At 28.9% G+C, this 14182-nt stretch carries 12 protein-coding genes; 2 read left to right on the forward strand and 10 right to left on the reverse strand.

Annotation, left to right across the window (positions count from 1 at the left end; all coding sequences use genetic code 11):
• Window positions 1-252 precede the first annotated feature (252 nt).
• From TVTCOM_RS13030 to TVTCOM_RS13075, 10 genes are all read right to left on the reverse strand, one after another.
• On the reverse strand, window positions 253-726 hold the full coding sequence (locus tag TVTCOM_RS13030) for a hypothetical protein (protein ID WP_434796703.1): 474 nt from the start codon (window positions 724-726) through the stop codon (window positions 253-255).
• 98 nt (window positions 727-824) lie between these two features.
• Window positions 825-2861, reverse strand: a complete 2037-nt coding sequence (locus tag TVTCOM_RS13035) for an ABC transporter permease subunit/CPBP intramembrane protease (RefSeq protein WP_434796704.1) — start codon at window positions 2859-2861, stop codon at window positions 825-827.
• Window positions 2851-3639, reverse strand: coding sequence for an ABC transporter ATP-binding protein (locus tag TVTCOM_RS13040; protein WP_434796705.1), 789 nt, complete (start codon window positions 3637-3639; stop codon window positions 2851-2853). Before TVTCOM_RS13040 ends, TVTCOM_RS13035 begins: the two co-directional genes overlap by 11 nt.
• A gap of 162 nt (window positions 3640-3801) precedes the next feature.
• A complete protein-coding gene (locus tag TVTCOM_RS13045) occupies window positions 3802-4764 on the reverse strand; it encodes a S8 family peptidase (RefSeq protein WP_434796706.1) in 963 nt (320 codons plus the stop codon).
• Between the two features lie 151 nt (window positions 4765-4915).
• Window positions 4916-6289, reverse strand: coding sequence for a peptide MFS transporter (locus TVTCOM_RS13050; RefSeq protein ID WP_434796707.1), 1374 nt, complete (start codon window positions 6287-6289; stop codon window positions 4916-4918).
• Window positions 6290-6727: 438 nt separating this feature from the next.
• Complete coding sequence (locus TVTCOM_RS13055; protein ID WP_434796708.1) at window positions 6728-7147, reverse strand: hypothetical protein; 420 nt, start codon at window positions 7145-7147, stop codon at window positions 6728-6730.
• Window position 7148: 1 nt separating this feature from the next.
• Window positions 7149-8534 (reverse strand): rhodanese-like domain-containing protein, encoded by a 1386-nt coding sequence (locus TVTCOM_RS13060; protein ID WP_434796709.1) that lies wholly within the window; start codon window positions 8532-8534, stop codon window positions 7149-7151.
• 183 nt (window positions 8535-8717) lie between these two features.
• Window positions 8718-9143 carry a flavodoxin gene (locus tag TVTCOM_RS13065; protein ID WP_434796710.1) on the reverse strand — a complete coding sequence of 142 codons (426 nt, stop codon included), beginning with the start codon at window positions 9141-9143 and terminating at the stop codon, window positions 8718-8720.
• A gap of 145 nt (window positions 9144-9288) precedes the next feature.
• Window positions 9289-10989: an ABC transporter ATP-binding protein gene (locus tag TVTCOM_RS13070; protein ID WP_434796711.1), complete on the reverse strand. Its 1701-nt coding sequence runs from the start codon at window positions 10987-10989 to the stop codon at window positions 9289-9291.
• A gap of 126 nt (window positions 10990-11115) precedes the next feature.
• Window positions 11116-11688 carry an HD domain-containing protein gene (locus TVTCOM_RS13075; RefSeq protein ID WP_434796712.1) on the reverse strand — a complete coding sequence of 191 codons (573 nt, stop codon included), beginning with the start codon at window positions 11686-11688 and terminating at the stop codon, window positions 11116-11118.
• A gap of 220 nt (window positions 11689-11908) precedes the next feature.
• On the opposite strand from TVTCOM_RS13075, the gene TVTCOM_RS13080 reads away from it, so the two are divergent.
• A complete protein-coding gene (locus TVTCOM_RS13080) occupies window positions 11909-13834 on the forward strand; it encodes an OPT family oligopeptide transporter (protein ID WP_434796713.1) in 1926 nt (641 codons plus the stop codon).
• Window positions 13824-14168 carry a PqqD family peptide modification chaperone gene (locus TVTCOM_RS13085; RefSeq protein WP_434796714.1) on the forward strand — a complete coding sequence of 115 codons (345 nt, stop codon included), beginning with the start codon at window positions 13824-13826 and terminating at the stop codon, window positions 14166-14168. Before TVTCOM_RS13080 ends, TVTCOM_RS13085 begins: the two co-directional genes overlap by 11 nt.
• The last annotated feature ends 14 nt before the right edge of the window (window positions 14169-14182 follow it).

Genomic DNA, 14182 nt, shown 5'->3' on the forward strand with positions numbered 1-14182 from the left:
TATGAATATTATTCCAAACTTACCAATTTTAAATACTAAAAAAGTGTAGGTAAGTTTGTTTTTACACAAACCTATCTACACTCCCAGTTACTTTAAGAATAGAGTTCTTATATATAATACCTTCGCTTCTCTGACTTTATAGTGAATATCATCCATAAAGATAATAGTATAAATTATTGTTTATTCTTACTGCGAAAATAAACTTTTTCTAAACTCCCCAAACTTCATATCTTCCTGCCAATTTTAATTAGTTCATAATTTTATTAGCAAGACTATTAACTCCAATATATACATACTAGTTTTCCTATCCATTTTTTTTAATAATTCAAAACAAAGCTTTAATTCTTCATACTTTTCATCTAAGTTTATATCTTTATTACTCACCTCTTTAATAAAGTTAATTGTTTCTTCTAAATCATCTTGATATTTTGCATCATTCTCTCTAATAGCTATTCTAAAATCTTTCAATTTTTCATCAATATTTTTTAATTTTTCTTTTTGAATCATTTCTCTCCTATAATTAAGTAAACATATTTTGATTTTTTCTAAATCTTTTTTGCTATAATTCCAGACAACATTATTTTCATTTTCACATATATTATTCATCTTATTTCTATATTTATCTTGTAGCTCTTCTACGGCTATTACTATCTCCATATAATCATTCTCTTTTAATACTTCTTCGCATCTATTCAAATCAAATTCTATTTCTTTAATACTCAACAATTTCTTATCTCCTTTTGTCATTTTTATATATTATATCATTCTTTTGTATCAATGCATAAAAATAAGATTGCTAAATGAGCAACCTTATTATATATTTTTTATTCAATTATATTATTTTCATTTAAAGTTCTATTTTCTTTAAATAAGAAAACAGCAATACTTATAAATATAATGCTTAATGCTATAAAAACGAGTAATTGATTAAATTGTAAGTAAGTAACTTTAGTCATCTCAATATTATCAAACATCTTTGAAGAAATATGACTTACAACAACTGCAAATCCATTATTTATAAAGTGCATAAACATACTTACACCAATGGAATTGGTTTTACATACTGCATATGCAAAAGACATTCCTAGAATTGATGTAGGTATAATTCTGATAAAATCCATATGCATCATTCCAAATAAGATTCCCGAAGCAATTATAGCTCCTTTGTATGACTTATTATTATGTTTAAAAGATGTTAGTATGAAACCTCTAAAAAACAATTCTTCACAAATTGCCGGCATAACTGCTACCAAGCAAATATTTAAAAGTAAGTTATCTTTCATAAATAAAGCATTATTTAATCCTTCTACAATCTCTTGGTTTTGGGGAAAATAATATAAAGTTATATTTGTTATTACAAATACAATTAAATACGTTCCAATCCAAAGACTAAATGCTCCAACTAAATGTTTAGACTTGGGTAATTTAAAAGAAAATACTTTTTTAAAATCACTTTTTATATAGTAACCAAATAAAAGTGGCAAGGCTAAAATTATAAGTTGTGTCAAAGCTATACCAGTCATTCCAAATTTCAACTGAACATAACTTCCTATATAAATTAAAAGCACCAATCCAAAAGCATATAAAACAACCCCATCACTTACACTTGGTATTGTACCTTTTTTTATATCACTTCTTTTTTCTAAGAATGAAAAACTCTTTCCACTTCCAAATAATATTTCTTCAGAATTAAACATTTTTGACAGTAAAATAACAGCCAAAATTACAAAGGCAAAGTTTGATATAAAAACCAACGCAATTAACCCTAAGTTAGATTGGAAGTTAAGTACACTTTTTATTAATAAAGATATGTTTACAACAGGTATTACAGCAGTAGTTCTATCCAAGTTCATGTTTGGTATCATTGATGCATAAGAAGGCATGAGCACTAAAAACACAACTGGTGTAATATAGTTTTGTGCATCTTTAAAACTTTTTGCCAAAGAGCAAACACACATACTTACTGCTGATACTACCATGGCAAATAAACAAACACAAATCATTGTAATAAACAATGGTGCTGCTAAACTTGAAATACTTAAACTATGAGAAAATAGCTGACCTGTCATATCCCCTGTTGTTAAAATATATATTAATGTCAATAATATTGATACCACATTTAGTACGGCAGTTACAATAGCGCAAAGAGATACTGCCATATATTTACCCATCACAAGTTCTAAATTAGTAATAGGTAATGTAAATAAAGTTTCTAAAGTACCTCTTTCTTTTTCTCCCGCCATAGAATCAATAGCTGGATAAATAGCCCCTAGAAGTACTCCCATAATCAAAATAAATGGCAGTATTTGACCTAGTACAAACCCTGCTAGCTCTTCATTTTTAGCCACATCAACAGTTTCATATCCCACTGGCTCAAGAGTTTCTTTAACATCTAAATTAGACTGTTCTATTTTATTTTTAACTTTTCTGTCTTTGTATGATGAAAAAACTCTCTCTAGTTTACTATTTACATTGGAAGAATTATCTTTTGATGAATTTATGTATATTTTATAGTTTTCTATTTTAATGTTACCTTCTACTCCTATGTATGCATCAATATCCCCTTCTTCCAAATCATTTTTATAGTTATTAGTATTCACTATATTAATATGTCCACTACTATCATCTGTATAATTTTCAATTGTAGATATCAACGCTTTATTAGGATGTTTTTCAAAGGCTATATTAATATCTTCATTTTCTATACTATTCATGGAAATAGTCATAATTTGAGACATTATTAACATAAGAACAGGATACAAAATTAAAGGAAGTATAATTCCCATAAATAAAGTTTTCTTATCTCTGAGAATATCTATCATTTCCTTCTTAAAAATTGCTTTTACCATCTTAGTCCTCATTTAAGTTCCCCCTTTCACTTGCTAAGTTTATAAATATGTCCCTAAGGCTACTTGTATTATATTTAGACTTAAGTTCTTCACAACTTCCCTCAGCTATAAATTCACCCTTATGCATCATATAGATCTTATCACATAGAATTTCCGCTTCCTCCATATAATGAGTTGAATACAATACTGTTTTACCTCTATCTCTTTCTCTTTTCATAAAATCTATAATAGATTTACTACTTATTACATCTAAGCCTAATGTGGGCTCGTCAAATATATATATGTTTGGATTATGTATAAGACATCTTGCAATAGATGCTCTTTGTGTTTGCCCTGTAGACAAGTTTTCTATTCTATTATCAATAAAACTTTCCATATCCATAATCTTAGTTATATTATCTATGGATTTTTCTATTTCTTCTTTTGACATATCATATAGACTTCCAAATGTAGTTAAAAGTTCTCTAGGAGATAGTCTATTATATAGTTTTGTATTTCCTGATAAATATCCAATTTCTTTTTTAGCTGCATTTTTATCTTCTTCATAATCATAGTTACCTATTTTAATTTGTCCAGAAGATGGAGTTAAAATTCCTCCAAGCATTCTAAGTAGTGTAGTTTTCCCTGCTCCGTTTGGTCCTAATATTCCAATAATTTCCCCATTCCCTACTTTAAAAGATAAATTATTTACTGCTAAAAACTCTTCCTTTTTTGTTTTAAACTTTTTCTTATTATTCTTATCTTTTACTTGTCTAGCAAAAGATTTGTTCAAATTTTTTACCTCAATCATTAGTAAACCCCATTTCTTCTTTTCCTTAATAATTACTTTTTATATAATTATATCATTTCCATTTAATGTAAATACATATTATTTTCATATTAAACAATGCAAGGCTGCCTTCAAAATTAATCTTCTAGCAGCCTTTACTTTCTAATTTATATATTTACAATTTTATTTTAAAATATTTTTAGGGTTCATAAATAATAATCCATTACCTTGAAGTGTTCTTAATATCGGTAGAGTATTAGTATTTTTTATTAACTGACCATATAACTCCGCTTCACTTAATTTTCTTCCGAACTCTTTTTTAGACCATTCTATTAAAAGAGCAAGACATCCTGCCACATGAGGCGTTGCCATACTAGTTCCTGATAAAGTTTCATATTGTCCATTTAAGAAAGTTGATATTATATTTACTCCAGGTGCTACTAAATCTACTTCCTTATTAGAATCGGTAAATCTTGCAGCCGATTTGGAAAAGTCAACTGCTCCTACGCTAATTACTTCATTATATCCCGCTGGATAAGAAAGCTCATCTGTACTCCCACTACCGTCTCCTTCATTACCGGCTGCACATACAACTAATATATTGCTATCAACTGCTTTTTTTATAACTAGATGTAATTGAGAAACGTCTGTAGATGTGCCCAAAGACATAGATATTATATCTACTTTTTGACTTATTGCAAAATTTATTGCTTCTATAATATTCTTCATACTTCCTGAACCGTTTTTATCCAAAGCCTTTAAAATTAATAGTTGAGCATCTGGAGCCACACCTGTCACTCCATAATTATTATTTGACGCTGCGATTGTTCCACATACATGAGTCCCGTGTCCGTTGTAATCTTCATATTTATTTATATTACCATTGTCCTCAGTAGTAAAGTTTCGACCGCCTATTATTCTATTTTTCAAGTCTTTATGAGTTATATCACATCCAGAATCAATTACTGCAATTTTAACATTTTTGCCTGTAATTCCTTTACTCCACATAAATGGTGCATTTATCATGTTTATGCCATCTGGAATATACTCTTTATCTGAAGTTAAAAAGTTATTCACTCTTTTATCTATATTTTCATTATTAATAACTGGAATTTGTTTTACAATTATATTTTCTAAGTTTTGCAAAATTTTCACCACCACAATATCATTTAATGTAGAAATTTCAGCATTTTTCTACATTAAATAATATTCATGTTAATCTAAAAATGTTCTTTTTAAATAAAAATAGCCTCAACATAAGTTGAGGCTACTTTATTTAAAAGTATATATTTACTTATTATGCATTTAATGCTTCGTGTTCGTTTTCATCTTCAACAAGAGTACTTAATTTCTTATCCATTGACCAAAGAACTATACCGCATACTATAACTATTGCAGCTACTGCACCATAAGCTGGAGCAAATGAGTATCCTGATAAGAATTCATATAAGTATCCATAAGATTTACCAGCTATGAAAACTGCAAATGGCCAAACACCCATCATAAGTCCTAAAACTTTAGCTGGAGAGAATTTAGATATAAATGAGTTTCCAAGTGGTGAGAATACCATTTCACCAACTGACATTAATATACCCACCATTATTATCCACATTAAGTTAGCTTGTCCATCTCCTCTTACAACTTCAGCAAGAGCCATAACAACGAATGATGCACCAAGTAGTATCATACCTAAAGCAGTCTTCTTGAACATACTTAAGTCACCTTTTGGTGAGTTAGCACGTTTAGTCCAATAAGCTCCAAGAACTGGCCCAAGAGCTATACACATAAATGCGTTTAATGAATCAAACCAAGCAGATGGAACAGTAAAGTTTCCAATAACCCAGTTAGCTTTGTTAGCTGTTTCAACATCAGGTCCCCAGTGATAAATTACTGGCATATAAGTTAAATACCAAACTATCCAGAATACTATCGAGAATACTGTTACAAGTACGATAGCTGCAATTCTTTGCTTTTCTTTACCTGTAAGTGGAACATCAACTTCTTCTTTCTTAGAAGATTCTTTTAGTTCACCAGCTTTGAAAGGCTTCTTACCTATTTCACCCCATGAAGCGTTACCAGCAAACATTAACCAAACAGCATCTGCGAATAATAAAGCTCCACATATTAAGAAAGTAACTCCAAATCCATATTTTACTTGTATAAAAGCAACAAGTGTTGTTCCTATGAAAGAACCTATGTTAACAAATGAATATTGAACTGAGAATGCAGAGTCCAGTTGATCTGGATCATCAAATAATTTACCATTTATAGCTGAAACGTTTCCTTTGAATAAACCAGTTCCTATAGCTACAAGAGCAATCATTCCCCATACTAATGCTGGAGATGATTGAACAGACGATTGCCATCCACAAACATATCCAAGTCCCATTATAATTGCCCCTAATACAACACATAATCTAGGATTTATCCATCTATCTGCTATATATCCACCAAGTATTGGTGTTAAATAAGTGAATGCAACTAAGTTTGCAGTCATTTTTGCACCTTCCGCATCAGTTAAGCCTAATCCACCTTTTGCTACTGAAGCAACTATAAATATCGCCATTAGCCATTTTGATGAATAATATGCCATTCTTTCAAGAGTGAAAGATAAAGCACATACATAAAAGCCAAAAGGATATCTCTTTTTAGTTTTTACTGCGTTTTCCATATAATACCTCCAATATAATTTATGTTTTTTATTAGAGATTTCCCACTGCTTAGCCACTATTAATCTTATGCCTTAAATAATGTGTCTCTTTATTTACTTATCTGCATGATTGCGTTTTTTGACTGGTGCATTTGGAAATTTCTAAATATTCAATGTTTATTTACCATATATAATTTTCACCATAACGCTAGATGTTAAATATGGCCTAAACATATTTTAGGAATGTAAAAACTAATTTTACTCCCCCATACAAAATATACTAGAAATCGTTATCGTAGTCAATTTAAAAATGTATTTTTTTGTCACAATTATTTTATTAATATAAATATCATTAAAAAATATTCCCATTATTTCAAATTTTTTCATTTTTTTATATTAATTATATCAATAAAGAAAGCTATGGCGAAAAATGTTAATCATTTTTTCCATAGCTTTCAATCATATTATTAAAAATATTTTAATCATTTCAATTAATAATTCTAAACCTGTAATTAAAACCATAAATGGATAAACTAATAAAGACATAAGTGTTGTACTAATTAACATCCAAATTAATAAAATACAACATAAAATACTTATTGTAAAATCCAATAAAACATGAGCTTTTTTCTTTTTAAAAATATAATAAATTAAAGCTATTAGTAATAAAATCATTATAATACCAACAACTATTTTAAAAGTAAATACATTACTACTTGTAAAAATTTCATTGTTATATTTTGATTTATAAAATCTTAAATGATGATTTACTCCTGCTTTTTTACTAGATAAATTATGAACTACTTTTAGTCCAATTAATATGGCAATTTGAACAAAGGTAAAAATATAATATAATATTTTTTTCACTCTTTTACTCATATTATTTTGTAGGATCTCCTGTTACATATGGATTTCCTTCATTACTCCATGCAATCCATCCATCTGAATATAAAGATGTATTATCAAGTCCCATTACCATAGCATCCCAGTAAGTCTCAGCAGCTCTCCATCCACTTCCACACATAAATGCTAAATGATTATTTAAATCTATTTTACAGTCATCTTTCCACATAGATAATATTTCATATCCGTTTCTCATTGTTTTATTTGCATTTCTATAATAATCCATTGAACTTGAATCAGTTTTTCCTGCATATCCGTATACAGCACCTTCTATACGTCCTTTTATTTTATGATAACTATATCCACTTTCTTTACCTATATATTCATTCCAAGTACGATTATCTACAAGTGTATAATCATCTTTTTTCAAGAACTCTTTTGTTTCGTCTATTGTATCTATCATATTTGGATTTGCTGGTGCATCTACTCCAAAATCCTTTTCAGCTTTTGCTTCTACACTCTCTTTTTCTAATTTATACCCTTTTTCATTCCACACATCAAATCCACCACTCATTACACGAACATCTTGTACACCTAAATATTTAAGTATAACAGCATATCTACAAGCTGCAAGTGGTTCTGGACTTGTTACTATTACACAATCCTTAGAAGTTATTCCGTTTTTTAAAGCTAAGTCTACTAAGCTTTTATCATCATTTAATCTCCACTCTTCTATATTATTAACATATACTTTTGGAGTCTCAAAATCATCTGTATTAATATGCAATGCAGATGGTATATGACCTTCTAAATAACCTGATTCTTCTTCATTCCCCCATCTAACATCTACAATTTTTATTTCTTTACTATCTGTAAAGTTTTCTGGAGTTTTCCCATCTACTATTTCTTTTACCACATCCGTTGGAACATACATATCATAATTTTCATATGATTCTAGTTCTAAGGATTTATCTTTAATCCATTCATTAGCATCATAAGTTGATACATTCTTAATTCCACTAGAAGATAAATAATTTGCAACTTTACTTGCATCTTTTCCATTTGTATCATATACAATTACATTTTCATAAGATTTTAATTTTTTATTTTCTATAGCATCTGTTAAATAGTCATCTTTATTATCTGCTTTAGATTCTAGCCAATCTGCTGAAAAATCTGTAGATCCTGATATATGACCACCTCTAGATGCGCCTTCAATAGCCCAACCGCTATATACATCATTTCCTCTTGCATCTACAATAATCGTTTTCTCATCTTTTAATGATTTTTTTACATCCTCTGTTACTACTGCTTTTGTGTTATTTTCTTCACTAGTTTTATCTTTTTCATTACTGGCACAACCCACAACAAGCATTGCTGATAAAGTTGCACAACAAACTAGACTTAATAATTTTTTTTGCATGTTTTCTTCCTCCATTATTATGATATGTAGCACTTGTATTATATCTTTGCCAATAATACATGGTCAAATTATTTTTGCTTATAATAGATGTATTTATATAAAAAAAATCTATAAGTAATTATTCTCTAATAATAAAAACCATATACTTATTTGTTAAGCATATGGTTTTGCATAATCATTAATTTAATTAGAGTATTTTTCACCTAAAGATGTTAATCGTTTTAAAATATCTTCTTCTGGAGATTCATTACATATTATACTTTCTTCAATTATTATTCCTCCACAATTTTTAATTCTTTGCTCCCAGTCTTGCATCCACTCTCCATCGCCCCATCCATAAGAACCGAATAGAACAACCTTTTTATCGCTTATATCATTTGAGATACTTTCCATAAATGGCTCCATCTCACTTTCTTCTAATTCTTCCACTCCCATAGACGGACAACCTAAAAATAATACGTCTGCTTCTTTTACATCTTCTAATGTGGCTTTATCAACAGTTAATAATTTTGAATTTCCACCTTTTTTGCTACCTTCAAATATAGATTGTGCCATAGATTCTGTATTTCCTGTTCCACTCCAAAATATTATATTTATTTTATTATTCATAATTATTCCTCCTTGAGATTTATTTAATATAATAATATCATTATTATATTATTTTGTAAATGAAAATAATTATCATTATCATGTTTTTTATTGCTAAATATAAAAAGTCTGAACTAAAATAATTTAGATTCAGACTTTTTATTTGTCAACTCACATGCAATTTACTATAAATCCCACCACTATTAATCAACTCATTATGAGTTCCTCTTTCAACTATACCACTATCTGATAATACTACAATTTCATCAGCATTTTTTATGGTAGATAGTCTATGCGCTACAATTAAATTAGTTCTGTCTTTGCTTAATTCTTCTAAAGATTTTTGAATTTCTCTTTCTGTTACATTATCAAGGGCAGATGTAGCTTCATCAAGAATTATTATTGGAGGATTTTTTAAAAATACCCTACATATAGATATTCTTTGCTTTTGTCCTCCTGATAACTTGACCCCACGCTCTCCTATATAAGTATCATAACCTTGCGGTAAACTTTCAATAAAATCATGTATTCTTGCTTTTTTAGCTGCAGCTATTATATCTTGCTCATTGGCATCTGGTTTTGCACATAATATATTTTCTTTTATAGTTCCTGTAAATAAAAATACATCTTGTTGAACCACTCCAATATTTTTTCTTAATGACTTTAAGCTTACATTTTTTATGCTTTTTCCATCGATTCTTATATCACCTTCTTCAAAATCATAAAATCTAGGTATAAGATTACAAAGAGTAGTCTTCCCTCCTCCAGACGGTCCAACTAACGCTACTGTTTTACCAGCTTCAATTGATAAATCTAGGTTTTTCAATACTTGTTTTTTATCTTCATAGGTAAATGAAACATTATCTATTTCAATATTTCCTTTAATATCTTTTAACTCCATAGGATTTTTTACTTCCTTTTCCACATCTTCTTCAATTATTTCCATAAATCTTTCAAACCCAGTCATACCATTTTGATATTGTTCTGTAAAGTTTATTAGTTTTTTAATTGGCTCTATAAACATTTTTACATATAATATATAAGCTGCAAAATCGCCTAAATTAATTTCACCTAAATAAGTAAAATATCCTCCAGCAACTAGTGCTACTAATTCTAATAAATCCATAAATAAATTCATTCCTGAGAAGTAGTCAGCCATAACTCTATAAGCTGTTTGTCTCGCAGATTTAAAAATATTATTTCTTTCGTTAAATTTATTTAGCTCTTCTTCTTCATTACAAAAGGATTTTGTTACCTTCATTCCAGCTATAGAATTTTCTAGTGTAGCATTTACTTCACCTGTAGTTACTCTCGTTTCCATAAAAGCATTTTGCATTCTTTTTCTTTGTCTTGCCGCAAATATTATTACTAAAGGTAATATAGCAAAAATTATTATGGTAAGTGGTATGTTTATATTTAATAAAATAATGAATGAACCTATAAACATAACAATTGATATAAATAGATCCTCCGGTCCATGGTGAGCAAGTTCAGAAATATCCATTAAATCATTAACTATTCTAGACATGGTTACTCCAGTCTTATGATTATCAAAGTATGAATTAGGCAGTTTTTGAAGATGAGTAAACACTTCACTTCTCATATCAGCTTGCATCCTAACACCTACCACATGCCCCCAATATTGCATAAAGTGATTTAAAAATGCCTTTATTATAAATATAAATAATAAGGTAACTCCAAAAATTATAATCATTTTTAAATCCTTATTTGGTACAACCTCATTCATTATATCCCTTGTAATCATTGGATATATTAAATTACATATAGCAAATAGTAATGCTGCTAATAAGTCCATATAGAAAAGTTTCTTATATGGTTTATAATATTTTACAAATTCTTTTATCATGTATTCCTCCTAAATTTAATAGTAATATAAAGTTTACTATATATTTATATACATTGCACATAATATTCAATCAAAAAAATCATTCCAAAGGAATGATTTTTTTTAAAATATATATTTATACTAAATTTATTCTGCTTCTTCCAATATATCTGCAATATTTTGCATAGCATTTAAAGATATTTCTGCAAACTCATCAAAACCTATTCCCGTAAGTTCTATGGCTCTCATGGCATCTCTATTAGCATTAGCAGCAAATCTTTTTTCCTTCATTCTCTTTATAACAGACTTGGCTTTTACGCTAGTAAGTCTTTTATCTGGATAGCTTTTAGCTATGGCTGTTATGAAACCTGTTATAGGATCTACTGCATATATAGCTTTTTCCATTAAACTTTCCCTAACTACTCCCTTATTGTCATGATGCCCAAGAATAGCTCTATATAATTTTTCATCTCCAAATTTTTCTTTTTTTAATAATTCAACGCTTTTAAAAGCATGATCATCATTTACAACACCAGGTATCCTTCCAGTAATATCCGAATCTAAATCATGTAAAAGACCTGCCACTGCCCATTCTTCTTCCTTTTGTGGCTCTAATCTTTTAGCCAGTTCTCTCATTACAGCTTCTACTGCATAGCTATGTTTTAACATATAATCAGTTTTTAAATACTTAAATAATATTTCTAATGCTTCTTCTCTCATTTTTATGCTCCTTTTTCTATAAACTTCCACGTATTATATTCTACAACTTGCATTATTTACCTCTTTCTCTTCTTTCAAAAATTTATTTTTTTATTGTATATTTTTTATTTTTAAATTTATTTCCAATTTTTCAAAAATAATATAAATTTTTTTGCAAAAATGTTAAACACTATATAAGAACAAATTATTTTATTAAAAAAATAGAAAGGAAGATAACATAATGAGTAACAAATTACCTAAAGAGGCCTATGGAGGTGTATCAGGTAAGGATTATGTACCTTACATAACTGATAAATCTAATAAGGGCGCAAATATTTCAGTATTAATAATAGGAATAGTTCTTTCTACTGTATTTGCAGCATCTACTGCATATTCGGGTATGAAATCAGGTTTAACAGTAGCAGCAGGAATTCCTGGAGCAATTATTGGTTCCATGTTTGTAGGCGTTTTTGCAAAAGATAAAGGAATACTTGGAAAAAATATTATACAAGGCATGTCTAGTGGTGGTGAATCTATAGCTAGTGGTTTAATTTTTGTATTGCCATCAATTATTTTAATCGGAAGTGATCTTACTTTTTTAGAAGGTTTGACAATAGGTGTGGCAGGAAGTTTATTTGGTATAGGTTGTTCTTCTCTAGTTTACAATTACCTAATAGTAGAGGAACATGGAAAACTTATGTATCCTGAGTCTATGGCCATTTCTGAAACATTAGTAGCTTCTCAAGTCGGTGGTGATGCTATAAAATATATGGGTATTGGCTTTGGAATAAGTGGTATAATCAACGTTCTAACTGGATCATTTTTAAATGTGATTAATAATGTTATGACTTATTTAGGTACTCCATTTTATAAGTGGAAGTTTTCTTTAGAAGTAAATCCACTTTTACTAGGTATAGGGTTCATAGTTGGATTAGAAGTTTCATTAACTATGTTTGCTGGTTCTATATTATCCAACTTTGCCGTTGCTCCACTAATAGGATACTTCTCTGATATGGCTCGCGAAGGAATGTTCATATGGAATGCCCCTACTATTCCAATAAATACTATGGATGTAAATTCTATATCAGGAAGTTATGTAAAATATATTGGTGCTGGTATGATGCTTTGTGGTGGTATAATCGGTGCTATAAAACTTATTCCAACTATAGTAGTTTCTATAAGAGAAACTTTAAATGCTAAAAAAAGTAATAATGAAGATGATAAAGGTAGTTCTGGTGAAATGTTAATATTAATAGGCGGTATAGTTGTAGGTTTAATTGCCGCTTATTTAATATCTCAAAGCATTACAATGGCTGCTGTTGCTATTATAGTTTCATTCTTATTATCATTCTTATTTGTTATAGTTTCTGGACGTTTAACAGGTACTATAGGAACATCAAATCTTCCTGTATCAGGTATGACTATTGCATCTTTAGTTATATTAACTCTTGTTTTCGTCGTATCTGGATGGACAGGACTTGAAGATAACAAATCATTACTTTTATTTGCTGCCTTTATGGTTACTGCCATATCTGTTGCTGGCGGATATAGTCAATCTCAAAAAGTAACTTATATAATTGGTGGTAGTAAAAAAGAAATGCAAAATGGTTTTGCACTAGCTTCTGTAGTAGGTGTGGCTGTAGTTTGTGGAACAATAGTTGTACTTTCTAGTCAATTAGCAATTACAGGTGCTGATGCTCCTTTTGCATTACCACAGGCCAACTTAATGTCTACATTAACATCAGGTATAATGTCTGGTAATTTGCCTTGGGTTATGGTCATCGCTGGTGTGATTATGGCTTTAGTGTTATTTATGTTAAACTTACCAATAATGACAGTTGCTATAGGATTTTATTTACCAATCTCTACTACTTCAATCATATTAGTAGGTGCATTAGTTCGTTTATTTGTAGAAAAAACTTCTAAAAATGATTTAGAAAGAGAAGCTAAGGTTTCAAATGGTATAAGTTTATCTTCAGGCTTAGTTGCTGGTGGATCTATAATAGGCTTAATAGGTATAATATTACAAGTATCTGGCGTAATTACACCTAGAATCCCTACAGGATTTTCTGCATCAAATTCAATGGCATTGCTTCTACTGGTTATTCTTGTTATAGCAACAACTATTCCTATTGCATTTGCAAAGGTTAAACATAATGAAGACTAATGAAGAAATTTTAAATTTAAAATTTAAAATTTGTGATAATGTGGAATACTTGATAGACAAAAATGGAATAGTTACTTTGCTTGAAAAACAAGACCATAAAATACAAAATATTTTAAGAAAACTTAAGTTTAAAATACCAATGTATAAAGAAATTGAACTTGATGAATATTGTAGTACAATATTTATTATGTTAAATGGTAAAAATACTGTAGAAGAATTAGGACAGAATTTAGAATTAAAGTATGGCGAAAAAGTTCATCCTTTATATGAAAGATTATTACTTTTTATAAATCATATATATGCAGATTGTAAATATGTTGAAATAACTAATTAAAATTAAAAACTATA

The organism is Terrisporobacter vanillatitrophus, from assembly GCF_051148895.1.
GTDB classification, from domain to species: domain Bacteria; phylum Bacillota; class Clostridia; order Peptostreptococcales; family Peptostreptococcaceae; genus Terrisporobacter; species Terrisporobacter vanillatitrophus.

Coding starts and splice junctions, on each gene's coding strand:
- TVTCOM_RS13035 (WP_434796704.1), bottom strand. CDS start 2,861: ATGAGGACTAAGATGGTAAAAGCAATTTTTAAGAAGGAAATGATAGAT.
- TVTCOM_RS13040 (WP_434796705.1), bottom strand. CDS start 3,639: ATGATTGAGGTAAAAAATTTGAACAAATCTTTTGCTAGACAAGTAAAA.
- TVTCOM_RS13050 (WP_434796707.1), bottom strand. CDS start 6,289: ATGGAAAACGCAGTAAAAACTAAAAAGAGATATCCTTTTGGCTTTTAT.
- TVTCOM_RS13055 (WP_434796708.1), bottom strand. CDS start 7,147: ATGAGTAAAAGAGTGAAAAAAATATTATATTATATTTTTACCTTTGTT.
- TVTCOM_RS13060 (WP_434796709.1), bottom strand. CDS start 8,534: ATGCAAAAAAAATTATTAAGTCTAGTTTGTTGTGCAACTTTATCAGCA.
- TVTCOM_RS13065 (WP_434796710.1), bottom strand. CDS start 9,143: ATGAATAATAAAATAAATATAATATTTTGGAGTGGAACAGGAAATACA.
- TVTCOM_RS13070 (WP_434796711.1), bottom strand. CDS start 10,989: ATGATAAAAGAATTTGTAAAATATTATAAACCATATAAGAAACTTTTC.
- TVTCOM_RS13075 (WP_434796712.1), bottom strand. CDS start 11,688: ATGAGAGAAGAAGCATTAGAAATATTATTTAAGTATTTAAAAACTGAT.
- TVTCOM_RS13080 (WP_434796713.1), top strand. CDS start 11,909: ATGAGTAACAAATTACCTAAAGAGGCCTATGGAGGTGTATCAGGTAAG.
- TVTCOM_RS13085 (WP_434796714.1), top strand. CDS start 13,824: ATGAAGACTAATGAAGAAATTTTAAATTTAAAATTTAAAATTTGTGAT.